This window comes from Streptomyces sp. NPDC048392 (assembly GCF_043200575.1).
Taxonomy (GTDB): Bacteria; Actinomycetota; Actinomycetes; order Streptomycetales; family Streptomycetaceae; genus Streptomyces.
This window is the reverse complement of sequence record NZ_JBICYB010000004.1, coordinates 96,418-119,196: the sequence shown is the minus strand read 5'-3', so window position 1 is coordinate 119,196 and position 22,779 is coordinate 96,418. Positions and strand designations below refer to the sequence as shown.

General features: G+C 71.7%; 23 protein-coding genes. 9 read left to right on the top strand and 14 right to left on the bottom strand.

Annotated elements, in window-relative coordinates; genetic code table 11:
- The first annotated feature begins 120 nt into the window (after nt 1–120).
- Entirely contained in the window at nt 121–1,368 is a 1,248-nt protein-coding gene (locus ACGFYH_RS08720; RefSeq protein ID WP_393802399.1) for a PTS transporter subunit EIIC, read from the top strand.
- 109 nt (nt 1,369–1,477) lie between these two features.
- Here ACGFYH_RS08720 and ACGFYH_RS08715 read toward each other — a convergent pair whose 3' ends face one another.
- Complete coding sequence (locus ACGFYH_RS08715) at nt 1,478–2,230, bottom strand: MBL fold metallo-hydrolase (protein ID WP_393802398.1); 753 nt, start codon at nt 2,228–2,230, stop codon at nt 1,478–1,480.
- Between the two features lie 204 nt (nt 2,231–2,434).
- Between ACGFYH_RS08715 and ACGFYH_RS08710 the strand changes: the two genes are divergently transcribed.
- Nucleotides 2,435–2,899, top strand: a complete 465-nt coding sequence (locus tag ACGFYH_RS08710; protein WP_393802397.1) for a type II toxin-antitoxin system PemK/MazF family toxin — start codon at nt 2,435–2,437, stop codon at nt 2,897–2,899.
- Between the two features lie 22 nt (nt 2,900–2,921).
- Here the strand turns inward: ACGFYH_RS08710 and ACGFYH_RS08705 are convergent, their stop codons facing one another.
- The 7 genes from ACGFYH_RS08705 to clpS all read right to left on the bottom strand — a co-directional run bounded on the left by ACGFYH_RS08705 (nt 2,922) and on the right by clpS (nt 7,805).
- Complete coding sequence (locus tag ACGFYH_RS08705; protein ID WP_393802396.1) at nt 2,922–3,872, bottom strand: PLP-dependent cysteine synthase family protein; 951 nt, start codon at nt 3,870–3,872, stop codon at nt 2,922–2,924.
- 6 nt (nt 3,873–3,878) lie between these two features.
- On the bottom strand, nt 3,879–4,157 hold the full coding sequence (locus tag ACGFYH_RS08700) for a MoaD/ThiS family protein (protein WP_393802395.1): 279 nt from the start codon (nt 4,155–4,157) through the stop codon (nt 3,879–3,881).
- Between the two features lie 99 nt (nt 4,158–4,256).
- Nucleotides 4,257–4,352, bottom strand: coding sequence for a putative leader peptide (locus ACGFYH_RS08695; RefSeq protein WP_309546867.1), 96 nt, complete (start codon nt 4,350–4,352; stop codon nt 4,257–4,259).
- A 79-nt stretch (nt 4,353–4,431) separates the two neighbouring features.
- Nucleotides 4,432–4,854, bottom strand: coding sequence for a Mov34/MPN/PAD-1 family protein (locus ACGFYH_RS08690; RefSeq protein ID WP_393802394.1), 423 nt, complete (start codon nt 4,852–4,854; stop codon nt 4,432–4,434).
- A 203-nt stretch (nt 4,855–5,057) separates the two neighbouring features.
- Entirely contained in the window at nt 5,058–6,485 is a 1,428-nt protein-coding gene (locus ACGFYH_RS08685; RefSeq protein WP_393802393.1) for an amino acid permease, read from the bottom strand.
- A gap of 352 nt (nt 6,486–6,837) precedes the next feature.
- Nucleotides 6,838–7,446: a DUF2017 domain-containing protein gene (locus ACGFYH_RS08680; protein WP_393802392.1), complete on the bottom strand. Its 609-nt coding sequence runs from the start codon at nt 7,444–7,446 to the stop codon at nt 6,838–6,840.
- A 41-nt stretch (nt 7,447–7,487) separates the two neighbouring features.
- A complete protein-coding gene (clpS, locus tag ACGFYH_RS08675) occupies nt 7,488–7,805 on the bottom strand; it encodes an ATP-dependent Clp protease adapter ClpS (RefSeq protein ID WP_073723603.1) in 318 nt (105 codons plus the stop codon).
- A gap of 208 nt (nt 7,806–8,013) precedes the next feature.
- Here clpS and ACGFYH_RS08670 point away from each other — a divergent pair, with 208 nt between their 5' ends.
- Nucleotides 8,014–9,339, top strand: a complete 1,326-nt coding sequence (locus ACGFYH_RS08670; protein ID WP_393802609.1) for a nicotinate phosphoribosyltransferase — start codon at nt 8,014–8,016, stop codon at nt 9,337–9,339.
- Between the two features lie 143 nt (nt 9,340–9,482).
- The gene (locus ACGFYH_RS08665) at nt 9,483–10,070 is read left to right on the top strand and encodes a nicotinamidase (RefSeq protein WP_393802391.1); all 588 of its coding nucleotides are present in this window, start codon (nt 9,483–9,485) and stop codon (nt 10,068–10,070) included.
- A 96-nt stretch (nt 10,071–10,166) separates the two neighbouring features.
- Here the strand turns inward: ACGFYH_RS08665 and ACGFYH_RS08660 are convergent, their stop codons facing one another.
- Together ACGFYH_RS08660 and ACGFYH_RS08655 are read right to left on the bottom strand one after the other, a co-directional pair.
- A complete protein-coding gene (locus tag ACGFYH_RS08660) occupies nt 10,167–10,508 on the bottom strand; it encodes a hypothetical protein (protein ID WP_393802390.1) in 342 nt (113 codons plus the stop codon).
- 146 nt (nt 10,509–10,654) lie between these two features.
- Nucleotides 10,655–13,006, bottom strand: coding sequence for an immune inhibitor A domain-containing protein (locus ACGFYH_RS08655; protein WP_393802389.1), 2,352 nt, complete (start codon nt 13,004–13,006; stop codon nt 10,655–10,657).
- Nucleotides 13,007–13,423: 417 nt separating this feature from the next.
- On the opposite strand from ACGFYH_RS08655, the gene ACGFYH_RS08650 reads away from it, so the two are divergent.
- Complete coding sequence (locus ACGFYH_RS08650) at nt 13,424–13,711, top strand: hypothetical protein (protein ID WP_393802388.1); 288 nt, start codon at nt 13,424–13,426, stop codon at nt 13,709–13,711.
- A 55-nt stretch (nt 13,712–13,766) separates the two neighbouring features.
- On the opposite strand, the gene ACGFYH_RS08645 is transcribed toward ACGFYH_RS08650, so the two are convergent.
- Nucleotides 13,767–14,570, bottom strand: coding sequence for an RDD family protein (locus tag ACGFYH_RS08645; protein ID WP_393802387.1), 804 nt, complete (start codon nt 14,568–14,570; stop codon nt 13,767–13,769).
- Nucleotides 14,571–14,896: 326 nt separating this feature from the next.
- Nucleotides 14,897–16,609 (bottom strand): RDD family protein, encoded by a 1,713-nt coding sequence (locus ACGFYH_RS08640; RefSeq protein ID WP_393802386.1) that lies wholly within the window; start codon nt 16,607–16,609, stop codon nt 14,897–14,899.
- Nucleotides 16,610–16,884: 275 nt separating this feature from the next.
- Between ACGFYH_RS08640 and ACGFYH_RS08635 the strand changes: the two genes are divergently transcribed.
- A complete protein-coding gene (locus tag ACGFYH_RS08635) occupies nt 16,885–17,316 on the top strand; it encodes an SsgA family sporulation/cell division regulator (RefSeq protein ID WP_393802385.1) in 432 nt (143 codons plus the stop codon).
- Nucleotides 17,317–17,353: 37 nt separating this feature from the next.
- On the opposite strand, the gene ACGFYH_RS08630 is transcribed toward ACGFYH_RS08635, so the two are convergent.
- Nucleotides 17,354–18,778, bottom strand: a complete 1,425-nt coding sequence (locus ACGFYH_RS08630) for an FAD-binding oxidoreductase (RefSeq protein WP_393802384.1) — start codon at nt 18,776–18,778, stop codon at nt 17,354–17,356.
- Nucleotides 18,779–18,879: 101 nt separating this feature from the next.
- Here ACGFYH_RS08630 and ACGFYH_RS08625 point away from each other — a divergent pair, with 101 nt between their 5' ends.
- Nucleotides 18,880–20,325 carry a tetratricopeptide repeat protein gene (locus ACGFYH_RS08625; protein WP_393802608.1) on the top strand — a complete coding sequence of 482 codons (1,446 nt, stop codon included), beginning with the start codon at nt 18,880–18,882 and terminating at the stop codon, nt 20,323–20,325.
- A gap of 6 nt (nt 20,326–20,331) precedes the next feature.
- Here the strand turns inward: ACGFYH_RS08625 and hppD are convergent, their stop codons facing one another.
- Nucleotides 20,332–21,477 (bottom strand): 4-hydroxyphenylpyruvate dioxygenase, encoded by a 1,146-nt coding sequence (hppD, locus tag ACGFYH_RS08620; protein WP_393802383.1) that lies wholly within the window; start codon nt 21,475–21,477, stop codon nt 20,332–20,334.
- A 124-nt stretch (nt 21,478–21,601) separates the two neighbouring features.
- Here hppD and ACGFYH_RS08615 point away from each other — a divergent pair, with 124 nt between their 5' ends.
- Nucleotides 21,602–22,084, top strand: coding sequence for an Lrp/AsnC family transcriptional regulator (locus tag ACGFYH_RS08615; protein WP_393802382.1), 483 nt, complete (start codon nt 21,602–21,604; stop codon nt 22,082–22,084).
- Nucleotides 22,085–22,113: 29 nt separating this feature from the next.
- On the top strand, nt 22,114–22,761 hold the full coding sequence (locus ACGFYH_RS08610; RefSeq protein WP_393802381.1) for an ABC transporter permease: 648 nt from the start codon (nt 22,114–22,116) through the stop codon (nt 22,759–22,761).
- The last annotated feature ends 18 nt before the right edge of the window (nt 22,762–22,779 follow it).

The following is a 22,779-nucleotide window of genomic DNA, read 5'->3' as shown; positions in this document are numbered from 1 at the left end:
TGACCGGGCACTGCGCGTAGCGGTCCGGTCGCGGAATCGCGGGTTCCTTACGCCGCCTTCATCGTGCTACAACAGGTCTACACCACTGAGTGGTGTAGACCACCACCCGATGGAGGAAGTATGAGCACCGCCACCGACAAGGCGGCCCCCGCGAAGAAGCGGGGATCTGGTCTTTTCCAGGGTTTGCAGAAGGTCGGCCGCAGCCTGCAGCTCCCGATCGCCGTACTGCCGGCGGCGGGCATCCTGCTGCGCCTGGGACAGACCGACGTCCAGGACAAGCTGAACCTGCCCGACAAGGTCACGGCGGTCTTCGCCACGGCCGGTGGCGCGATCTTCGACAACCTGCCCATGCTGTTCTGCATCGGCGTCGCGATCGGCTTCGCCAAGAAGGCCGACGGCTCCACCGCGCTGGCCGCCCTGGTCGGTTTCCTGGTCTACAGCAACGTCCTCAAGGCGTTCCCCGTCACCGAGGCCAAGGTCCAGGACGGCGCGGACATAGCCGCGACGTACAACAACCCCGGGGTGCTCGGCGGCATCCTCATGGGGCTGCTGGCGGCCGTCCTGTGGCAGCGGTACCACCGCAAGAAGCTGGTGGACTGGCTCGGCTTCTTCAACGGCCGCCGCCTGGTGCCGATCATCATGGCCTTCGTCGGCACCGCCATGGGTGTCCTGTTCGGTCTGGTGTGGGAGCCGATCGGTGAGGCCATCTCCGACGTCGGCGAGTGGATGACCGGCCTCGGGGCCCTCGGTGCGGGCCTGTTCGGTCTGATCAACCGCGCGCTGATCCCGGTGGGCATGCACCAGTTCGTCAACACCGTCTCCTGGTTCCAGATCGGCGACTTCCAGAACGCGGCCGGCGAGGTGGTGCACGGCGACCTCAACCGCTTCTTCGCCGGTGACCCGACCGCCGGCCAGTTCATGTCCGGCTTCTTCCCCATCATGATGTTCGGTCTGCCGGCCGCCGCGATCGCCATCGCGCACGCCGCGCGGCCCGAGCGGCGCAAGGCCGTGATGGGCATGATGGTCTCGCTGGCCCTGACCTCGTTCGTCACGGGTGTGACCGAGCCCATCGAGTTCTCGTTCATGTTCATCGCCCCGGTGCTGTACGCGATCCACGCCGTCCTGACCGCGCTGTCGATGGCGATCACCTGGGCGCTCGGGGTGCACGCGGGCTTCACCTTCTCCGCGGGCTTCATCGACTACGCGCTGAACTGGAACCTCGCCACCAAGCCGTGGCTGATCATCCCGATCGGCCTGGTGTTCGCGGCGGTCTACTACGTGCTCTTCCGGTTCGCGATCACGAAGTTCAACCTCACCACCCCGGGCCGCGAGCCCGAGGAGGAGATCGAGGACATCACGAAGGCGTGAGGCCCCGCCGCACGGCACGGCGAAGGCCCCGGGACCGGGAAGGGACGCTGTCGGCGCGTCCCGGGAAGGTTCCGGGGCCTTCTTCGTGCCCGCCCGTCGGACGGGGCCGTCAGATCTCGTACACCGCGCCCGCGGCGGCGACCTCCACGGCCCCGTCGTAGACCTCGCGCGCGTCGGCCAGGTTGATCCCGGGGTCGGTCCACGGGGGGATGTGGGTGAGGACCAGGCGCCGGGCCCCGGCGCGGGCGGCGCTCTCGCCCGCCTCGCGTCCGTTGAGGTGCAGGTCGGGGATGTTCTCCTTGCCGTACGTGAAGGCGGCCTCGCACAGGAACAGGTCACTGTCGCGGGCGAGTTCGTCCAGTACGGGGGTGACACCCGTGTCGCCGGAGTACGTCAGCGACCGGCCGCCGTGCTCGACGCGGATGCCGTAGGCCTCCACGGGGTGGGCGACGCGCTCGGTGTGCACGGTGAACGGGCCGACCTCGAAGGTGGAGGGCTTGACCGTGTGGAAGTCGAACACCTCGCTCATGGACGAGGCGGAGGGGGTGTCGGCGTAGGCGGTGGTGAGCCGGTGCTCGGTGCCCTCGGGCCCGTAGACCGGGAGGGGCGCGCAGCGGCCGCCGTCGTGCCGGTAGTAGCGCGCCACGAAGTAGGCGCACATGTCGATGCAGTGGTCGACGTGCAGATGGCTGAGGAAGATCGCGTCGAGGTCGTAGAGACCGCAGTGGCGCTGCAGCTCGCCGAGGGCGCCGTTGCCCATGTCGAGGAGCAGCCGGAAGCCGTCGGCCTCGACGAGGTAGCTCGAGCAGGCCGATTCCGCGGACGGGAACGACCCCGAGCAGCCGACGACGGTGAGCTTCATGAAGCGGAAACCTCCGCTGGCGCGTGTGGAGAGACGGGGGTCGTGCGGTTCGTCGAGCCTAAGGCGCGAAACCTGTGGTCGCTCCTCCGCCAGGGGCCGTTGTGGGCGAACTCACCTGCGGTGTCACCGGTTCGGCTGGAACTGGGGCGCGCGGGGCCACTGAAGAGGCGCGCGGTGGTGGCGCGCGCCGGTACGGTCGTCGGTATGCACACGTCCTGGTGGCTCGCCTTCGCGGCGGTGGCGCTGCTCGCGCTCCTCGCCACGGTCGTCGACGGCTGGGGCCGGGGGCGGCGGCCGCCCCGGCCGGGCGGCAGCCGGCGTCCGCCTGGGCGTCCCCGGGGACCGGCGGAGCGGGCGGTCCGGCCGCGGCCCGCGGAGATCTGGTGGGCGAACGTGCCGTACGAGGACTCGGCCGGCGCGAAGGACCGGCCGTGCCTGGTGATCTCGGTGCGCGGGCGGCGGGTGCTGGTCGCGAAGATCACCACCCGGTACCGGGACGGGCGGGCCGGGGTGATCACGCTGCCGCCGGGCTCGGTCGGGGACGCGCGGGGGCGGACGAGCTACCTGGAGACCGACGAGCTGCGCCGGGTGCCGGTGCGGGACTTCCGGCGCCGGGTGGGTGTGGTGGACCCGGCCCTGTGGGACCAGGTCCGTCACCTCGCGCGGTAGGCGGCACCGGGGTGATACCGCGTCAGGCCCAGAGCTGGCCCTGAAGGGTCTCGATGGCCTCCTCGGTGGTGGCCGCCGTGTAGACGCCGGTGGAGAGGTACTTCCAGCCGCCGTCGGCGACGACGAACGCGATGTCCGCGCTCTCGCCGGCCTTCACCGCCTTCTTCCCGACGCCGATCGCCGCGTGCAGGGCGGCGCCGGTGGAGACGCCCGCGAAGATGCCCTCCTGCTGGAGGAGCTCACGGGTGCGGGTGACCGCGTCGGCGGAGCCCACCGAGAAGCGGGTGGTGAGCACGGAGGCGTCGTACAGCTCGGGCACGAAGCCCTCGTCGAGGTTGCGCAGGCCGTACACCAGGTCGTCGTAGCGCGGTTCGGCGGCGACGATCTTCACGTCCGGCTTGTTCTCGCGCAGGTAGCGGCCGACGCCCATGAGCGTGCCGGTGGTGCCCAGGCCGGCCACGAAGTGGGTGATGGACGGGAGGTCGGCGAGGATCTCCGGGCCGGTGCCCGCGTAGTGGGCGCCCGCGTTGCCCGGGTTGCCGTACTGGTAGAGCATCACCCAGTCCGGGTGCTCGGCGGACAGCTCCTTGGCGACCCGGACGGCGGTGTTGGAGCCGCCCGCGGCCGGGGAGGAGATGATCTCCGCGCCCCACATGGCGAGCAGGTCGCGGCGCTCCCGCGAGGTGTTCTCGGGCATCACGCAGACGATGCGGTAGCCCTTGAGCCTGGCGGCCATGGCCAGCGAGATGCCGGTGTTGCCGCTGGTCGGCTCCAGGATCGTGCAGCCCTCGGTGAGGCGGCCGTCCTTCTCCGCCTGCTCGATCATGTGCAGCGCGGGGCGGTCCTTGACCGAGCCGGTCGGGTTGCGGTCCTCGAGCTTGGCCCAGAGACGGACGTCGTCGGACGGCGACAGCCGCGGCAGGCGCACCAGAGGGGTGTTGCCCACCGCGGCCAGCGGGGAGTCGTAACGCATCGGCGATCAGGCCATGCCGCCGGCGACGGCCGGCAGGATCGTGACGCTGTCGCCGTCGCTGAGCTTGGTGTCGATGCCGTCGAGGAAGCGGACGTCCTCGTCGTTCAGGTAGACGTTGACGAAGCGGCGCAGCTGCCCACCGTCGACGATGCGGGCCTGGATGCCCGTGTGCCGGGTCTCGAGGTCGGCGAAGAGCTTGGCGAGGGTGTCCCCGGTGCCCTCCACCGCCTTCTTCCCGTCGGTGTACTGGCGGAGGATGGTCGGGATGCGGACCTCGATGGCCATGGCTGAGGGCTCCTGTCGGAAGTTTGTCGTGGGTTGTGAGGGCGCGCGGCGGCACACGTCTGCACGCCGCGGCTCACGGCCGTACGGCGGCGACGAAGATCAACAGATGGCGCTTTTCAGCCTGCACAGGTCGACGTGCAGCCGCGCCACGAGCAGCGTGCCCGGCGCCTTTTCGCTCACGTCGAGAAGAACCATGGGCTCATCGTATCGATTCCCGGTCCGGCTTCCGGAGTGTGATCCCACGTGATGGACGATTTCTGTCCGTCAGGTGGGATCAGTACGCCTCGACGACCCTGACCTCCTCCTCCGTGACCTCGCCCTCCAGGATGCGGAACGACCGGAACTGGAAGTCGCCGGCGCCCTCGGTGTCCGCGGTGGAGACGAGGACGTAGTGGGCGCCTGGCTCGTTGGCGTAGGAGATGTCGGTGCGCGAGGGGTGGGCCTCGGTGGCGGTGTGGGAGTGGTAGATGACCACCGGCTCCTCGTCGCGGTCGTCCATCTCGCGGTAGAGCTTGAGGAGGTCCTGCGAGTCGAACTCGTAGAAGGTGGGCGAGCGGGCGGCGTTGAGCATGGGGACGAACCGCTCGGGGCGGCCCTCGCCCGCGGGACCGGCCACCACGCCGCACGCCTCGTCGGGGTGGTCCGCGCGCGCGTGGGCGACGATCTGGTCGTACAGGGCCTGTGTGATGGTCAGCATGCGGCCAGGATAAGCAGTAGGACCCCTACGTACCGATGGGTGGTACGGAGGGGTCCACATGCCGGACGTCCTGAGCGGTGGCCGTGGGGATGCCACGAGCGTCCCCGGTGGCCGGACGTCCTGGGCGCGCGCGAAGGCGCTGGTCGGCCGGTCTGCGCGCCGGTCGGCCGGTCTGTGCGCCGGTCGGCCGGTCTGTGCGCCGGTCAGCCGATCTTCTCGAACTCCGGCTCGCCGGGCCGCTCGGTGGCCTCCGGGTTGCGGCTCTTGAGCACCGCCCAGCCGATGCCGAGGGCGACGGCCCAGCCGGCCATCACGTACAGACAGACGCGGGCGTCGGCGTCGTAGGCGATCAGGCAGGTGACGAAGAGCAGGAAGGCGATGGCGATGTAGGAGCACACCGACCCGCCCGGCGCCGGGAAGGAGGAGGCGGGCAGACGGCCCGCGACGACCTTGCGGCGGTACCGGACGTGGCTGGCCAGGATCATCAGCCAGGTCCAGATGCCGGCCGCGGTGGCGACGGAGGTGACGTAGCCGAAGGCCCTCTCCGGGACGAGGTAGTTCAGGACCACGCCGATGGCCATGAAGACGACCGAGACGGCGATGCCGATGGCCGGGGTCCTGGTCGACGACAGCCGGTTGAAGACCCTGGGCGCCTCGCCGTTGTCCGCGAGGGTGCGCAGCATGCGGCCGGTGGAGTACATGCCGGAGTTGCAGGACGACAGGGCCGCGGTGAGCACCACGAAGTTGACGATGCCGGCGCCCGCCGGGATGCCGATGACGGTGAACGCCTCCACGAAGGGGCTGACGCCCTCGGCGAACTCGGTCCACTTCACCACGGCCAGGATGACGGTGAGGGCGCCGACGTAGAACAGGGCGATGCGCCAGGGCAGGGTGTTGATCGCCTTGGGGAGGGTCTTCTCCGGGTTCTCGGACTCGCCGGCGGTGACGCCGACCAGCTCGACGGCGAGGTAGGCGAACATGACGCCCTGGAGGGTCATCAGGGACGAGCCGATGCCCTTGGGGAAGAAGCCGTCGAACTCCCACAGGTTGGAGACGGCCGCGGTGTCCCCGGCCTGGCTGAAGCCGAGGGTGAGCACGCCGACGCCGATCACGATCATGCCGATGATGGCGGTGACCTTGACCATCGAGAACCAGAACTCGATCTCGCCGAACAGCTTCACCGAGATCAGGTTGGCCACGAACAGCAGGACCAGGAAGACCAGGGCCGAGACCCACTGCGGGATGTCCGGGAACCAGTAGTGGATGTAGATGGCGGCGGCGGTGAGTTCCGCCATGCCGGTGACCACCCACATCAGCCAGTACGTCCAGCCGGTGAAGTAGCCGAAGAAGGGGCCGAGGAACTCGCGCGAGTACTCGGCGAAGGAGCCCGAGACGGGACGGTAGAGGAGCAGCTCGCCGAGCGCCCGCATGATGAAAAAGATGATCACGCCCGCGAGGGCGTACATGAGGATGATGCTGGGGCCGGCCTTGGCGATGTTGGCCCCGGCGCCCAGGAAGAGACCGACGCCGATCGCGCCGCCGATCGCGATCATCTGGACCTGGCGGCTGCCCAGCCCGCGCTCGTAGCCCTCTCCGGGAGCCTTCTCCGTGTCGACCTGCGCAGAGGTCATGTGTGGTGCGCCTTTCTCCATGCCGACCCGGGCCTTTCGTCGGCCTCGGACCGGGTCTCGATCCCCCCGGATGATGGAGCTGAGCGGGCCTCACATCCCGCTCGGTGCCTGGCCGGCGGTCTGCCGGCTCGGTGGCGCACCCGGCCGGACATGCGGGTGGTGTCGGCCGGGCGGTCGTGAAGATTTACCACGGCCGTGGCACCGGTCGCAGAGGCGAATTGTGACGTGCTGCACAGGGAGAAGCAGACAAAACGCACCCCTGGCGAGCAAAAAGGGATGCGGCTTTGACGTGATCGTTACTCGGATTTGAGGCTCCGCTGAGCGGACACGGACGCCGGGCGAACCGGCCCGTTCAGGGCATGAGCGTCGCGACGAGCGACTCCTGGAGTCCGCCGAGCCACAGGTACGCCATCACCATCGGCTTGCGCGGATCCTCGTCCGGGAGCCGGTAGAGCAGGTCGGTGTCGTCCTCGTCGGCGATCTCCAGCCGGGAGCCGATCGCCAGGCGCAGGTCGTTCAGGGCGCGCAGCCACCGCTGGGACTCCTGGGGCGACAGCTTCAGCACCGCGCCCTCCTCGCCCGACGACGCCGGGGAGAGGGCGTCCAGGGTGCGGACCACCGCCAGCGCGTCGTCCCGCTTGCCGGCCCGCAGGTCGTTCTCGGTGTAGCGGCGGAACTCCGCGGAGTGCGCCCGCCGCTCCTCGGCCTCCCGCGCCCGCGGGGCGCCCTCGGGATCGCCGTAGGCGTCCGGGAACAGGCGGCGCAGCACCGGGTCGGAGGGCGGCTCGCTCGGGCCCTCGGCGAACAGCTCGGCGAGCGGGTCGGCGGAGGCGTCCTCGGCGGGTCCGGGGCCGATCAGCTCCAGGAGCTGCACGGCGAGGGAGCGGATGATGGAGGTCTCGACGTCGTCGAGCGCGACGGCCGCGCCGCCGCCGGGGAGCGGTTCGAATTGTCCGGGCATGAAGGCGATTCAGCTGCTTCCGTCCTGCGGGCGGGCGGGGGTCATTTCCGGTCCTGCTGGAGGGTGGCCCACAGGCCGTAGCCGTGCATGGCCTGCACGTCCCGCTCCATCTCCTCCCGGCTGCCGCTGGACACGACCGCCCGGCCCTTGTGATGGACATCCATCATGAGCTTGGTGGCCTTGTCCTTGGAGTAGCCGAAGTACGACTGGAAGACGTACGTCACATAGCTCATGAGGTTGACGGGATCGTTGTGGACGATCGTCACCCAGGGCACGTCGGGCTCGGGTACGGCGAAGACCTCCTCCGCCGACTCGGTCTTCTCGATCTCCATGGGTGCGGCTGCCGTCACATGGCCCATGCTGCCACCACTGGGGGGCACCCGCACAAACGGGCTTGTGGCGGGCGCCACGCGACCATAAATCGTCAGTCTGACGAAATGGGGGTACGATCCTCGTCATGCTGCACACACCGGGGGACGGCCCCCGGTCCCCCGGCCCGCCCGGGGGCGCCCGGCGAGTCACAGCTAGGAGAGTTCGGTGGACGACGTAGCGGACCTGGGGCTGCCGGTGGACGTCCCCTCGACGGCGCTCTTCACGGACCAGTACGAGCTGACCATGCTCCGGGCCGCGCTGAAGGCCGGTACGGCCGGGCGGCGGAGCGTGTTCGAGGTCTTCACCAGGCGGCTGCCCGACGGCCGCCGCTACGGCGTCGTGGCGGGCACCGGACGGGTGCTGGACGCGGTGGAGAACTTCCGCTTCGACCCGGGCGTCCTGCGCTTCCTGCGCGAGAAGGACATCGTCGACGGGCAGACCCTGGACTGGCTCGCCGAGTACCGCTTCGGCGGCGACATCTGGGGCTACCCCGAGGGCGAGGTGTACTTCCCCGGCTCGCCGATCATGCGGGTCGAGGGGACCTTCGGCGAGTGCGTGCTGCTGGAGACGGTGATCCTCTCCATCCTCAACCACGACTCCGCGATCGCGGCCGCCGCCTCCCGGATGTCCTCCGCGGCCGGTGACCGCCCCCTGATCGAGATGGGCGCCCGCCGCACCCACGAGCTGGCCGCCGTCGCCGCCGCCCGCTCGGCCTACGTCGGCGGCTTCGCGACCACCTCGGACCTGGCCGCCGGCTTCCGCTACAACATCCCGACCGTCGGCACCTCCGCCCACGCCTTCACCCTGCTGCACGACAACGAGCGCGACGCCTTCCGCGCCCAGGTGGAAGCCCTGGGCCGGGACACCACGCTGCTCGTGGACACCTACGACGTCGCCGCGGCCGTCCGTACGGCGGTGGAGATCGCCGGGCCCGAGCTGGGCGCCGTGCGCATCGACTCGGGCGACCTGCTGCTGGTCGCCCACCGGGTGCGGCAGCAGCTGGACGAGCTGGGTGCCACGGACACGAAGATCGTCGTGACCTCGGACCTGGACGAGTACGCCATCGCCTCGCTGGCGGCGGCGCCCGTGGACGCGTACGGGGTGGGCACCCAGCTGGTGACCGGGTCCGGGCACCCGACGGCCTCGATGGTCTACAAGCTCGTCGCCCGCGCCGAGTCCGACTCCGCCGGCGAGGCGGCGCCGCTGGTGCCGGTGGCCAAGAAGTCCAGCGGCGGCAAGACGTCGGTCGGCGGCCGCAAGTGGGCCGCCCGGCGCCTGGACTCCTACGGGTACGCCGAGGCGGAGGTGGTCGGCACCGGGCCGGTGCCCGACGACCTCGCCGACCGGCAGCTCCTGGTCGAGCTGGTCAAGGGCGGCGAGGTCGTCGCCCGCGAGCCGCTGGACGCCGCCCGGGACCGGCACGCGGCCGCCCGCGCCGGTCTTCCGCTGTCCGCCACCCAGCTCTCCCGAGGGGAACCCGTCATTCCGACGGAGTACGCGCACGAGGGCTCGGGTAGCTAAAGCAGGTGCGGCCCCACAGGGCCCGCATCAGCCCCGCACCACCCGCCCGGCCGGTCCCGGTCGGCCCCGCCCGTCCCCCCGCCCCCTCCCGACCCCACGTCCCCTCCCGACCCCACAGTCGACCCAGTCGAAGGACACCGACCATGCGCCGCGCCTTGATCGTCGTAGACGTGCAGAACGACTTCTGCGAGGGAGGCAGCCTCGCGGTGTCCGGCGGTGCCGACGTGGCCGCCGCCGTCACCGAGCTGATCGGGCAGGCGCCCGCCGGCTACCGCCACGTGGTGGCCACCCGCGACCACCACATCGCGCCGGGCGGCCACTTCGCCGACAACCCCGACTACGTCCACTCCTGGCCGGCGCACTGCGTGGCCGGCACCGAGGGGGTCGGCTTCCACCCGAACTTCGCCCCCGCCGTCGCCTCCGGCGCGGTGGACGCCGTCTTCGACAAGGGGGCGTACGCGGCCGCCTACAGCGGCTTCGAGGGCGCCGACGAGAACGGCACGGCGCTCGCCGAGTGGCTGCGCTCCCGGGGGATCGACGAGGTCGACGTCGTGGGCATCGCCACCGACCACTGCGTCCGGGCGACCGCCCTGGACGCCGCCCGTGCGGGTTTCCGTACGCAGGTGCTGCTCGACCTGACCGCCGGGGTGGCCGCCCGGACCACCGAGCGGGCGCTGGAGGAGCTGCGGGGGGCGGGCGTGGAGCTGTCCGGCAAACCGGTCGTCCAGTAGCCGGGGCAGTGCCGGCCCGGCCGCCCCTCGGCGCTAGGTCCCGTCGTCATACTCGCGTCGCCGCCCACGGGGCAGACGGGACTTTGACGACAGGACCTAGGTCTGGGCGGCCGGGCCTCTGAGCAGCGCCCGGATCGGATGCCACAGCTCCTGGACGAGGTCGGGGCCGCCCACCGCCCCGGCCACCGGCGCCGTGCGCCATATCAGGCCGTCCGGGTGGTGCAGGACCGCGGTGACCTCGTCCGGGGTGGGCGGGGCCGCGTTGCCCCGCAGGTAGACCGCGCGCAGCCCCAGGTTGCGCAGCCGGGTCAGGGCGCGCGCCCGGTTCTGGGCGTGGACGAGAAAACGCACGCTGCCGCCCGCGGCGGCGGGGCTGGGCAGGTTCAGTGCCACCACCACCGTGCCGTTCGGCAGCTTGCAGAAGCCTCCTGCGGCCATGCGGTCATACCCCCGAGTCAGCCTGTGTCGGTCCGGGTGCCGGACCCGGTGTCAATAAGAGAACCACAGGACGCACCTAAACACGGATCGGCGGCGACCCGCCAGGGGGTCACCGCCGATCATGCTCTGACCTGGGCAGATACTAATTACCTACCCGCGGGGCCGACCTCGAGCTCGATCGTCGAGCCGTTCTTGGCCTCCTTGAGAATCTTGATCTTCGTGTTGGTGTCAGTGATCTTGACGCCGCCGGTCGGGTTCGCCGGGTCGTAGTAGTCGTTCTTGCGGTCGTTGAAGACCGAGACGCCCTTCGAGCCCGGGACGTACTTCGCCACGTCCGAGTTGTGCAGCGTCATGCCGTCCGTGCGGTAGCGGCTGAACGGCGAGTCGTACGACTGGATGCGGTTGCGCATCAGCGTGCCGTCCTTCCACGTCAGCGCGGTCGGGTGCGAGTCGATCGGCAGGACCAGGCCGCTGCCCGGGTGGACGCTGGTGTTGTTGTCCGCCTGGGAGGTGTCCCACTTCCAGATCAGCAGGCCGTTCTGGTAGTTGTAGTGCTCGACCCAGTCCGGGCGCTCCGAGAAGCCGAAGTTGTACGGGCCGGTCTTCAGCGTCTTGTCGTACGACACGTACTGCCGGTTCTCGGCGATGTAGTACTGGGCGTAGTCCTTGGTGAAGGAAGCGCCCTGACGGGTGAAGCCCTTCGCCGTCCACGCGCCGTCGGCGCTCTCCGCGTTGTCGGCGAAGACGGTCTGGCCGTCGGCCGTCACGGTGATCTCGTCGGCCGCGAAGCCCTTCTGGGCCACACCGCCGTCGGTCTGGTAGCGGAAGCGCAGGTCGATCTTCTTGCCGGCGTACGCGTCCAGCGGGTAGACGAGCTTGCCGTAGGCGTCGACCGTGGCGCTCAGGGCGGGCTTGTCGCTGCCGTCACGCTCGATCGGCCGGCCGTCGAACGTGCCGTCCACGGCGGTCCAGTTGGCGCCGCCGTCGGTGGACACCTCGGTGTAGAGGTAGTCGTAGTTGGCCTCGATGTCGTACCAGCCGTCCAGGGTGAGGGACGCGGACGACTTGCCGGTGAGGTCGACGCTGCGGGTCAGCGTGTTCTTGAGGTCGTCACCGCTGCCGCTCCACCACTGGGTCTTGCCCTCGGCGGGAGGCACGATCTCGGTGGTGACCTCCTTCTTCGGCAGCTCGACGACCAGGCCCTGCTTGTGCTTGGTGTTGTACTCGGCCACGCCCAGCTTGTGCCAGGAGTTGACGCCCGCCTTGGCGGTGTCGTAGTTCAGCCAGCCCAGCTGGAGCTTGTCCCAGGCGTTCATGTCGCCGGGCAGGTCGCCGATCTCGTTGCGGCCGGTGCCGAGCCAGGAACCGGACGACATCAGCGTCCAGAAGCCGGTGGAGTTGTCGCCGCCGGCGGTGTCGTAGTGGTCCGGCAGCCCGAGGTCGTGGCCGTACTCGTGCGCGTAGACGCCGAGTCCGCCGTTCTCCGGCTGGACGGTGTAGTCGCCGACCCAGACACCGGTGGAGCCGATCTGCGCGCCGCCGAGCCTGTTGTCGGCCGGGCCGGTGGCACCGGCGTCGGTGCCGAAGGCGTACCAGCGGTGGGCCCAGATCGCGTCGGTGCCCTGGACGCCGCCGCCCGCGGACTCGTCCTCACCGGCGTGCACGATCTGGAAGTGGTCGATGTAGCCGTCGGGCTCGTTGAAGTCGCCGTCGCCGTCGAAGTCGTAGCGGTCCCACTGGTCGAACCGGGCGACGTCCGCCTTGATCTGGGCGTCGGTGCGGCCGGCCGCCTTCTGCTGCTCGACCCAGGCGTTCAGGCCGTCGCTGACGACGTTCCACACGCTCGGGCAGTTGGTGGCGCCACAGGCGTTGTTGCCGTAGCGGGCCTCGTTGTAGGGCACCTTGACCCAGTCGGAGACCTCGCCGTCGACCGAGTAGCGGCCGGAGGACTGCTTCTCGTAGTAGGTTTTGACCGAGTCGACGCCCTTGCCGGAGCCGAAGTACAGGTCCCGGTAGTGGTCCTGGCCGTAGTCCTCCTGCCAGGCCGTGGAGTTGTCCGTCCTGCGCTTCGGCTTGGCTATCCGGTTGTGCAGCGGGCCGGCGTCGCCGCCGAACTTGCTGTCGACCTTGTCACCGAACTCGACCAGGATGGTGAAGATCTTGTCGGTCTTCTCCCGTCCCAGCTCGACGTACTTGCTGTCGCCCTTCTTGCTCTTGAGCTGGACGACGTTGGAGCCGTCCTTCTTCTTCACCGAGGTCTTGCCGGATATGACCTGCTTCAGGGCCTCCTCACGCTGGGCGGCCTGAGTGTCGCTCAGGGGGCCCTTGAGGTCGTGGGAGTCCGCGCCCTTCGCCGGGTCCGGGTCGTGGCGGTCCACGGCCTCCGGTCGGGCGGGCGCGTCCGCCTGTGCCACGCCGGCCGCCGAAAGCGTGGCGGTGGCAGCGGCGAGCGCGACGGTGGTCGCCGCGGTTCTGAACGTCCAGGATCTTCTGGTCACTTGAGTTCCTCCCCCGCGTTCACGCGCGCGGATGGGGGGACCAGGACATGGCAAAGTCCGCGCATACGTGCTCAACGCGTGTAGTCAAGTGACGACATTTGACTAGAGGTTCCCCGGAAAAGACAGACCTTGACTTGAGCAGGACAAGTGCACTATGCGGAGCCGTCGTTCGCTTTGCGGACGCCGGATCGTGACCGCCGCGGCGTCCGACGGGCGCGCGGGTTCGTCCACTTCCCGGACGTCATGAATCCGTGCGCCCCCCGTGCATCCGGCATGCCGGTTAGGTCGTGCTTACCGCTGGTTCCACTCGGGCACACAGCGAGTTAGAGTCGCTTGGCGGAACGCCCGGAAGCCGGCGGAAAGCCAGGCCGACAACCCGTCTCACCTCCATGATTGTCTTCCGAGGACACGATGGCCATGCCCCGTCCGACTGCCGCACAGCTCGCCTACGGTTCGTGCACCGTGATCTTCTCGACGCTCGCCATGCTGCTGCTGTCGCAGACGAGTTCGGGTCCCGGAGTCGCTCTCATCGCCGTCGCGGCCCTCGCCCTCGGGCTGTTGGTCGCCATGACGGTCCCCCAGCCCAGGACGCGCGCGGTGACCGCCGTGCCGGCCCCCAGGGCCGCCGCGGACCGGACGCCGGTGTCGGCTACGGCCCGGGGCGCCGCGGGCGCGGGCGAGACGGCGCGCGGGCGGGCCGCCTGAGACCCGCGTCCTGGCGGGGCGGGGTCCGGCGGGGCGTCCGCGCCCTCCGCGGCCGTCAGCGGGTGCCGACCACGACCGTCTTGGCCGCCTTGTCGTGCAGGCCCTGCTTGTAGGGCCTGTCGAAGAAGCTCCAGCCACCCGCGATGATCGTCCATACACAGGCGCAGCAGAACGCGAACGGGATCCACAGCACCAGGGCACGGATCAGCGAGGTCTGTACCGAGGGCGTCGCCCCGTTGTCCAGGTTGGCCACCCTCATCCCGAGCCACTTCTTGCCGAGGGTCTGGCCCGTCTTGGTGGTCATGTACGTGTCGTACCCGATGTAGAGCACGGCGGCGATCACGGACTGCCCGAAGGACTTGCCGACGGAGACGTCGTCGCCGTCCACCTGGTACTCCTGGACGTTGAAGGCCCAGCTGAGCAGCCAGACCACGATGCCCACGAGGATCATGTCGATGATCCGCGCGAGCGTACGCCGCCCGCTGTCGGCGAGCGGCGGCATCCCGGCCAGCGGATCGGTCGGGTAGGAGCCACCGCCGTACGGATCACCGCCGCGGGGTCCACCACCGGGGGGCTGGGCGCCGTACGGCCCGCCGCCGGGAGGAGGGGCTCCGTAGGGCCCGCCGCCGGGCGGTCGGGCACCGTACGGTCCGTCGTCGCCCGGGGGCGGGGGCGCGCTGCCGTCGTACGGCGGAGGCTGTCCGGCCGCCCCTCCGTCCTGCGGGCGCGGGGTGTCGTACGGCGAGCCCGTGCCGCCCTCGCCGGGGCCGGGGCCCGGACCGGGGGACGGGGGGCGCTTCCTCAACGGGTCGTCTTCCGGCGGCTGCCCGCCGGAGCCGGTGGGCGGTTCGCTGCTCATGGCCCGAGTCGACCCCGAACCCCCGCCCGGCGCATCCGGCGAGCCGCCGTCCGGAGTACGCGGGCGAGCCGCCGTCCGGAGTACGCGGGAGCGGGCGCCAGGACCGACGCCTTCGGGAGAGCTGAGGGTTCGCCGGCGGGACGAATGCGCGGGTGATCGCTCGCGCGGTTCCCCGCGCCCCTTGAGGCACGCGCAGCCGACGCCCCCGCCAGAGGGCGCGAGGCTGTGCCGTCGTCGGCCGCGTCGCGGAGCGCGACCAGCCCTCACCCGCCCTCACCCGCCCTCAGCCGCCCACGAGACGAGCCCCGGCCGCTCTCCGCTCCCGGTCAGCCCGCGACGAACGTGCCGGCTGCCTTGTCGTGCCAGCACTGGTGCCAGGGACGGTCGAACAGGCACCACCCGACGCCGACCACGCCGACGACCAGGAGGCCCGGGACGCTGTAGACCAGCCAGCGGCGCAGGGACGCCCCGAAGGAGGGCGGCTCGTGGGCCTCGATGTCCCGTACCTCCAGGCCGAACAGCCTCTTGCCCAGCGTGCGGCCCCACTTGGCGGTGGGCAGCGCCTCGTAGGCGACACCGAAGAGCAGCAGGACGGCGAGCACGATGCCCAGATACGTGGACGTCGTGCCGTCCAGCAGCCAGACCGTGACCGTCTCGCCGGAGAGCCTCGCCTGGTCGATCTTGTCGTTGACGTGGTCGGCCGCCTTGACGCCGAGGGGTACGGCGGCCACGGCGGTGACGCCCGCGAGGACGACGGTGTCGATCAGCCGGGCGGCCAGCCGCTTGCCGAGCCCGGCGGGCCGGGCCGCCGCCTGGCGCCGGGCGGCGGCCTGGAACACGTCCTCGACCGGCGGTTTCCACGGGGCGACGGGCCGCTCGTCCCCGCCCGCCCCGGCCAGCCGGTGCACCTGCTGCGCCCAGGAGGACTGACCGCCGCCGGGGCCGCCCGCCGCGACCGGCGCGGCGGCGGAGGGCTGCGGCGGCGCCCCCTGGTGTGGGACGGCCGGGCCGCCCGCCCGCTGCGGTCCGGAGGGGATGGCGGGAGCCTGCGCGGCGGCGGCCCGGTCGGCGGCCGCCTTTCCGGCCCCGAAGCCGGGACGTGGACCGGGATTCGGGCCGGAGCCGGACGAGGAGCCCGGGCCTGAGCCGGACCCGGAGCCGGACGAGGAGCCGAACCCGGAGCCGGACCCGGACCCGGACCCGGAGCCTGAGCCGGACCCGGACCCGGACCCGGAGCCGGGCCCGCCGGGCTGCGCGCCCGTGCGCGGGGTGACCGCGCGGAAGGTCATGGTGCCCTCGTCCTCCGCGGTGGCCGGGGTGCCGCCCGGAGCCGGGGCTCCCGGCCGGCCCGCCGTCGGCCGGCGGAAGACGAAGGTGCCGCCGGCCCGGTCCTCCGCCTCGCCGGAAGCGGTGCCCGCCTGGGCGTCCGCCCCCGCCGCCCGGGAGACGGCGCCGTCGGGGGCGGGCCCGCCCCCGCCCGCGGTGCCCGCCGGGACCGCTCCCGCCGAGCCCGGTGAGGCGGGCCCGCCGGGGGCGCGGCCCGTCTCGGCCCCGCCGCCCGCCGCACCGGCCCCCGCGATCCCGGCGCGAGGGTCGCCCGCCGCACCGGGGTCGGCGGCCGCGACACCCGCACCGGCGGCGGGTCCCGCCTGCCGGGCGTGCGGGACTCTCGGGTCCGCGCCCTGCGCCGTGCCCGGCCAGGCGACGCGCTGGTTCGGGGTGTCGGCGGGTCCGGACTGCCGGACGCGGTCGGCGCCCCAGGCGGTGGCGGGCTCCGGACGGCTGCCGTGCCGGGGCGCTGCGGCGGGCGGCGGATCCTCGACCGGGTCCTCGTCGAAGAAGTGCGGGCCGGTCTCCTCGACGGAGGGCCGCGCGCCGGGCGGAGGCGCGAGCGGCTCACCGTCCCTGGGGGCGGGCCGGCTCGTGCCCGCCACCCAGGAGGCGCCGTTCCAGTACCGGACGTATCCAGGAATGGACGGGTCCGGGTAATACCCTGCGCGGGGCCTGTCGTCGCCGGGGGCCGGGGTTGGGGCGCTCATGTCCGTCGTCCCGTATCTGCTCGGGGGTTGATATGGGGGCCTCAACATCTATCAGACAGGCGCAATCCGCACCGCCGGTCCCGCCGTACCGGCCCCTTTCCGGGCAACCTCGTGCACGGATTCCGGGCAACCTCGTGCACGGACCTTCACACCCGGGGCAGAGTCCGCGAAAAAAAGTTCCGCGAACCCGCGTAACGCTCGCGGCCCCGGTCGCTCTCACTCGTGCGGGCCCGATCCGGGCGGCCCGCACGGACCGTACGAGAGGACACCGTGCCATGCACCCCGATCCCGCCCCCCACCCCACCGTCGTGGAACGCGAGCTGGAGCTGCGGCTCATCCTGTCGCCCGAGCACGGCATCCCGGTGCAGGCCCGCCTCGGCTACCACACCGACGACCCCTACGCCGTCCACCTCACCTTCCACGTCGACTCCGGGCACCCGGTGCACTGGACGTTCGCCCGCGATCTCCTGGTGGAGGGCGTCTTCCGGCCGTCGGGGCACGGGGACGTGCGGGTGTGGCCGTCGAAGGCGGAGGGACGCGGCGTCGTTCTGGTGGCGCTGAGCAGCCCGGACGGGGACGCCCTCCTGGAGGCGCCGGCCCCCCAGGTGTCGGCCTGGCTGGAGCGGACCCTGCGGGCGGTGCCGCCGGGGACGGAGGGCGGGCGGCTCGGCATCGACGACGGGCTGGCCGAACTGCTCGCCCGGTGAGGCGCGGTCCGAGGAGCGTTCCCGGGAGCGGCAGAGGTCAGAAGAGCTTGCCCGGGTTGAGGATGTCCAGCGGATCGAAGGCCTGCTTGATCGCCCGCTGCATCTCCAGGCCCACCGGGCCGATCTCCCGTGCCAGCCACTCCTTCTTCAGCACGCCCACCCCGTGCTCGCCGGTGATGGTGCCGCCCAGCTCCAGGCCGAGGGCCATGATCTCGTCGAAGGACTCGCGGGCCCGCCGGGACTCGTCGGGGTCGGAGGCGTCGAAGCAGACGGTGGGATGGGTGTTGCCGTCGCCCGCGTGGGCGCAGACCCCGATGGTGAGGCCGTACTTCGCGGCGACGCGCTCGATGCCCTCCAGCATGTCGCCGAGGCGGGAGCGCGGCACGCACACGTCGTCGATCATCGTCGTGCCCTTGACCGCTTCGAGGGCGGTGAGGGACAGGCGCCGCGCCTGGAGGAGCAGTTCGGACTCGGCCGCGTCGTCGGCGGGCACCACCTGCGTGGCACCGGCGGCCTCGCACAGTGCGCCGACGGCGGCCAGGTCGGCGGCCGGGTCGGCGGTGTCGAAGGCGGCGAGCAGGAGGGCCTCGGTGGTCTCCGGCAGACCCATGTGGGCGAGGTCGTTGACCGCCTTGACGGTCGTACGGTCCATCAGTTCGAGGAGGGACGGCACGTGCCCGCCCTCCATGATCCGGCAGATGGCGTCGCAGGCGGCCGCCCCGGAGGCGAACTCGGCGGCCAGCACCAGCTGCTCGGGCGGCTTGGGGCGCAGCGCGAGGACCGCCCGTACGACGATGCCGAGGGAGCCCTCGGAGCCGACGAACAGGCGGGTGAGGTCGTACCCGGCGACGCCCTTGGCGGTGCGGCGGCCGGTGGACATCAGGCGGCCGTCGGCGAGGACGACGTCGAGGCCGAGGACGTACTCGGCGGTCACCCCGTACTTGACGCAGCACAGGCCGCCGGAGGCGGTGCCGATGTTGCCGCCGATGGTGCACGTCTCCCAGCTGGAGGGGTCGGGGGGGTAGTACAGGCCGTGTTCGTTCACCGCGCGGGAGAGCGTGGCGTTGACGACGCCGGGTTCGACGACGGCGACGCGGTCGACCGGGTTGATCTCCAGGATGCGGTCCATCCGGGTCAGGGAGAGGATCACGCAGCCGTCGGTGGCGTTGGCGCCGCCGGACAGGCCGGTGCGGGCGCCCTGCGGGACCACCGGGACGCGCAGCTCGGTGGCGGTGCGCATGACGTGCTGGACGTCCTCCGCGGTGCGCGGCAGGACGACGGCCGCGGGGGCGCCGGCCGGGCAGAAGCTCGCCATGTCGTTGGCGTAGGCGGCCGTGACGTCGGGGTCGGTGAGGACGGAACCGGCGGGCAGTCCGTCGAGCAGCCGGTCGACGAGGGTGCTGTCGACCGCCGCGGCTGCGTCGTCTTCGTCGCGAGGCGCTTCGATACGGCTCATGATCACAGCGTCGCACCCGGGGGCCATCGGTGTGAACCCCGTGGGCGGCACCCGCCACCTGCCCGGTGCGCTCATCGTATGGGCGCACAGTGAGCGCCATGGAAGGCATGAGGGTCACGGGGGCCGCAGGGGTCACGGAACGGGAGACCGGGCGCGGGTGGCGGTCGCGTCGCGGATGGCGGTCGCGTCGGCGCCGGGTGCTGATCGCCTCCGTCGCCGGGGCCGCCGTACTCGGCGGCGTCCTGATGCTGCTGCCGTGGGAGGGGGGCGGCACTCCCCCGCCCGCGCCGGGGCCCGCGGCGCTGGCACGGGGCGCGGTCACCGCGGGGGTGCCGGCCGCGCTGGGGGACCTGGAGGCGCTCATCGGCGACCGGGAGACCCATCTGCGGGCGCATCCGCTGGACGGGGCGTCGTGGGCGGTGCTGGGCACGGCGTACGTCGAGCAGGGCCGCCGGACGGCGGACCCCGGGAACTGGCCGAAGGCCGAGAAGGCGCTGCGCGCCTCCCTGAAGACGGGGGCGCGGCGCAATCCGCAGGCCCTGGAGGGACTGGCCGCGCTGGCGGTGGCCCGCCGGGACTTCCCGGCGGCGAAGAAGTGGGGCGAGAGCGCCGTGAGGGCGGCGCCGAAGCGGTGGACGGCGCACGCCGTGCTGATCGGCGCGTACACCGGGCTCGGCGACCACAGGGGCGTGGGCCGTGCCCTGGACAAGGTGATGGAGCTGCGCCCGGAGGCACCGGCGGTGGGCGCGCTTGCCGCGGCCGTCTACCGGGACCGGGGCTGGCGGGAGGACGCGGCGGCCCGGATCTCCGACGCGGCGGCGGGGGCAGGGGCGCCGGCCGAGCGGGCGGCGTACCTGGAGCAGGCCGGGCGGCTGGCGTTCGAGCGCGGGGACCGCGTGGAGGCGCTGCGGTTCTTCCAGGAGGCGCTGCGCACCGACTCCGACCAGCGGGCCGCGCAGGCCGGGCAGGGCCGGGTGCTGGCGGCGCTGGGCCGCACGACGGACGCGCTGTCCGCGTACCGGGCGGCGCTGGCCAAGCGGCCCAGCCCCGAGTACGCGCTGGAGCTGGGCGAGCTGTACGAGTCGCTGGGCCTGGGTCAGGCGGCGCGGGTGGAGTACGACCTGCTGCGGCAGCGGGTACGCGTCGCCGAGGCGGCCGGGGCCGACGAGCGGCTGGTGCTGGGGCGCCTGGAGGCGGACCACGGCGACCCGGCCGCGGCGGTGCGCCTGCTGCGGGCCGAGTGGGGGCGGCAGCCGGGGACCGCGGTCGCCGACGCGCTGGGCTGGGCGCTGCACCTCGCCGGCGCCGGCGGGGAGGCGCTGGAGTTCGCGGCGATCGCCACGGACGGCGACCGGGGCGGCGGGGCGCGCAGCGCGCTGCACCTGTTCCACCGGGGTGTGATCGAGAAGGAGCTGGACCGGTCCGGGCCCGCGCGGCGGCATCTGCGGGAGGCGCTGACGATCAACCCGTCCTTCTCCCCGCTGCGGGTGCCGCGGGCGGAGGCGGCTCTGGCGGAGCTGGGCGAGCCCCCGGTGGAGGGCCCGCCCGGCTGACCGGGATCAGAGGTTGCCGCGCTTGTCCTGCTCGCGCTCGATCGCCTCGAACAGGGCCTTGAAGTTGCCCTTGCCGAAGCCCATCGAGCCGTGGCGTTCGATCATCTCGAAGAAGACGGTCGGACGGTCCTGGACCGGCTTGGTGAAGATCTGCAGCAGGTAGCCGTCCTCGTCGCGGTCGACGAGGATCTTCAGCTCGCGCAGCGTGTCGACGGGCACCCGGGTCTCGCCGGCCCACTCGCCGAGCGTGTCGTAGTACGAGTCGGGGGTGTCAAGGAACTCGACGCCGGCCGCCCTCATCGCGCGGACGGTCCGCACGATGTCGTTGGTGTTCAGCGCGATGTGCTGGACACCGGCACCGCCGTAGAACTCCAGGTACTCGTCGATCTGGGACTTCTTCTTGGCGACGGCGGGCTCGTTGATCGGGAACTTGACCTTGAGGGTGCCGTCGGCCACGACCTTCGACATCAGCGCGCTGTACTCGGTGGCGATGTCGTCGCCCACGAACTCCTTCATGTTCGTGAAGCCCATGACCTTGTTGTAGAAGCCGACCCACTCGTTCATGCGGCCGAGTTCGACGTTGCCGACGCAGTGGTCCACGGCCTGGAAGACCCGCTGGGCGGGCGGGGCGACCATCGGCTTCACGGCCGCGTACCCGGGCAGGTAGGGGCCGTCGTAGCCGGTGCGCTCGACGAGGGTGTGGCGGGTCTCGCCGTACGTGGCGATCGCGGCGAGGACGACGGTGCCGTGCTCGTCCTCGGCCTCGTGCGGCTCGGCGAGCGAGCGGGCGCCGTGCTCGACGGCGTAGGCGTGGGCGGCGCGCGCGTCCGGGACCTCGATGGCGAGGTCGACGACGCCGTCGCCGTGCTCGGCGACGTGCTGGGCGAGGAAGCGGCCCCAGTCGGTCGCGGGCTTGATCACCGAGGTGAGGACGAAGCGGGCGGAGCCGCTCTCCAGGACGTAGCTCGCGGTCTCCCGGCTGCCGTTCTCCGGTCCGGAGTAGGCGACCAGCTTCATGCCGAAGGCGGTGGAGTAGTAGTGCGCGGCCTGCTTGGCGTTGCCCACGGCGAAGACGACCGCGTCCATTCCCTTGACCGGGAAGGGATCGGCCTGCCGGACGGTGTCGGGAGTGTGGTGTGTGGTCTGCGTCATAGCCGCAGGGTCTCCCGCCTCCGCAAGGTGCGCAATAGTTTGCGTTTTCAGTGGGCAACCTGACCAGTGATATGCCGGTAGGGGCGGGCGATCTGTACAGGATGACCAGCCGGGAGGGCGTGAGATGGCGATCGATCGACTGGACGGGCGGATCATCGGTCTGCTGGCGCGGGAACCGCGGATCGGGGTGCTGGAGATGTCCCGGCGGCTGGGGGTGGCGCGCGGCACCGCGCAGGCGCGGCTCGACCGGCTTCAGTCGAACGGAGTCATCCGCGGTTTCGGTCCGGAGGTGGACCCGGCGGCCCTCGGCTACCCGGTGACGGCGTTCGCCACGCTGGAGATCCGGCAGGGCCAAGGAGCCGATGTACGGGCGCACTTGGCGAACGTGCCGGAGGTACTGGAGCTGCACACCACGACCGGCACCGGGGACATGCTGTGCCGTCTGGTGGCCCGGTCCAACGCCGATCTCCAGCGGGTGATCGACCGGGTTGTCGGTTTTGATGGCATCGTCCGGGCCGCCACGGCGATCGTCATGGAGAACCCCGTTCCGCTGCGGATCATCCCGCTGGTGGAGCAGGCGGCCCGGGACAACGGTGTACCCGACTGAGACCGGCCCGATCCCGGAGGTGAGCGGAGGTGAACTTCTGGGACTTCCTGGGCAGCCGCCACCAGCAGTTGCTCGCCGACGCCTACCAGCACGCCAGCGCGGTCTTCCAGTGCATGGTCGTGGCGACCCTGATCGGGGTGCTGATCGGCGTCGTGACCTACCGCAGCGAGTGGGCGGGGAACCTGGCGACCCTGTCCACCTCGACCATCCTCACCATCCCGTCGCTGGCCATGATCGGCCTGCTCATCCCGATCGTGGGCCTCGGTGTGGCGCCGACGGTGATCGCCCTGACCCTCTACGGGCTGCTGCCGATCGTGCGCAACTCGATCGTGGGGCTGCGCGGGGTGGACCCGACGCTGGTGGACGCGGCCAAGGGCATCGGGATGTCGCGGCCGGCCCGGCTGCTGAGGGTGGAGCTTCCGCTGGCCTGGCCGCCGATCCTGACCGGCATCCGGGTCTCGACGCAGATGCTGATGGGCATCGCGGCGATCGCCGCCTACGCCTCCGGGCCGGGCCTCGGCAACGAGATCTTCCGCGGGATCGCGTCGCTGGGCAGCAAGAACGCGCTCAACCAGGTCCTCGCGGGCACGCTCGGGATCATCGTCCTTGCCCTGCTGTTCGACGCGGCGTACGTCCTGCTGGGACGGCTGACCATTTCCAGGGGGATCCGTGGGTGAGAGATCCGAGGGCGCGTC

Excerpts from the sequence above, each read along its gene's own strand:
- ACGFYH_RS08695 (WP_309546867.1), bottom strand. The coding sequence starts at position 4,352 with ATGGTTCTTCTCGACGTGAGCGAAAAGGCGCCGGGCACGCTGCTCGTG.
- ACGFYH_RS08705 (WP_393802396.1), bottom strand. The coding sequence starts at position 3,872 with ATGCGTTACGACTCCCCGCTGGCCGCGGTGGGCAACACCCCTCTGGTG.
- ACGFYH_RS08710 (WP_393802397.1), top strand. The coding sequence starts at position 2,435 with ATGCACACGTCCTGGTGGCTCGCCTTCGCGGCGGTGGCGCTGCTCGCG.
- ACGFYH_RS08720 (WP_393802399.1), top strand. The coding sequence starts at position 121 with ATGAGCACCGCCACCGACAAGGCGGCCCCCGCGAAGAAGCGGGGATCT.
- ACGFYH_RS08690 (WP_393802394.1), bottom strand. The coding sequence starts at position 4,854 with ATGCTGACCATCACACAGGCCCTGTACGACCAGATCGTCGCCCACGCG.
- ACGFYH_RS08645 (WP_393802387.1), bottom strand. The coding sequence starts at position 14,570 with ATGAGCAGCGAACCGCCCACCGGCTCCGGCGGGCAGCCGCCGGAAGAC.
- clpS (WP_073723603.1), bottom strand. The coding sequence starts at position 7,805 with ATGGGCCATGTGACGGCAGCCGCACCCATGGAGATCGAGAAGACCGAG.
- ACGFYH_RS08635 (WP_393802385.1), top strand. The coding sequence starts at position 16,885 with ATGCACCCCGATCCCGCCCCCCACCCCACCGTCGTGGAACGCGAGCTG.
- ACGFYH_RS08680 (WP_393802392.1), bottom strand. The coding sequence starts at position 7,446 with ATGCCCGGACAATTCGAACCGCTCCCCGGCGGCGGCGCGGCCGTCGCG.
- ACGFYH_RS08700 (WP_393802395.1), bottom strand. The coding sequence starts at position 4,157 with ATGGCCATCGAGGTCCGCATCCCGACCATCCTCCGCCAGTACACCGAC.
- ACGFYH_RS08715 (WP_393802398.1), bottom strand. The coding sequence starts at position 2,230 with ATGAAGCTCACCGTCGTCGGCTGCTCGGGGTCGTTCCCGTCCGCGGAA.
- ACGFYH_RS08665 (WP_393802391.1), top strand. The coding sequence starts at position 9,483 with ATGCGCCGCGCCTTGATCGTCGTAGACGTGCAGAACGACTTCTGCGAG.
- ACGFYH_RS08615 (WP_393802382.1), top strand. The coding sequence starts at position 21,602 with ATGGCGATCGATCGACTGGACGGGCGGATCATCGGTCTGCTGGCGCGG.
- ACGFYH_RS08660 (WP_393802390.1), bottom strand. The coding sequence starts at position 10,508 with ATGGCCGCAGGAGGCTTCTGCAAGCTGCCGAACGGCACGGTGGTGGTG.
- ACGFYH_RS08685 (WP_393802393.1), bottom strand. The coding sequence starts at position 6,485 with ATGACCTCTGCGCAGGTCGACACGGAGAAGGCTCCCGGAGAGGGCTAC.
- hppD (WP_393802383.1), bottom strand. The coding sequence starts at position 21,477 with ATGACGCAGACCACACACCACACTCCCGACACCGTCCGGCAGGCCGAT.
- ACGFYH_RS08650 (WP_393802388.1), top strand. The coding sequence starts at position 13,424 with ATGCCCCGTCCGACTGCCGCACAGCTCGCCTACGGTTCGTGCACCGTG.
- ACGFYH_RS08625 (WP_393802608.1), top strand. The coding sequence starts at position 18,880 with ATGAGGGTCACGGGGGCCGCAGGGGTCACGGAACGGGAGACCGGGCGC.
- ACGFYH_RS08640 (WP_393802386.1), bottom strand. The coding sequence starts at position 16,609 with ATGAGCGCCCCAACCCCGGCCCCCGGCGACGACAGGCCCCGCGCAGGG.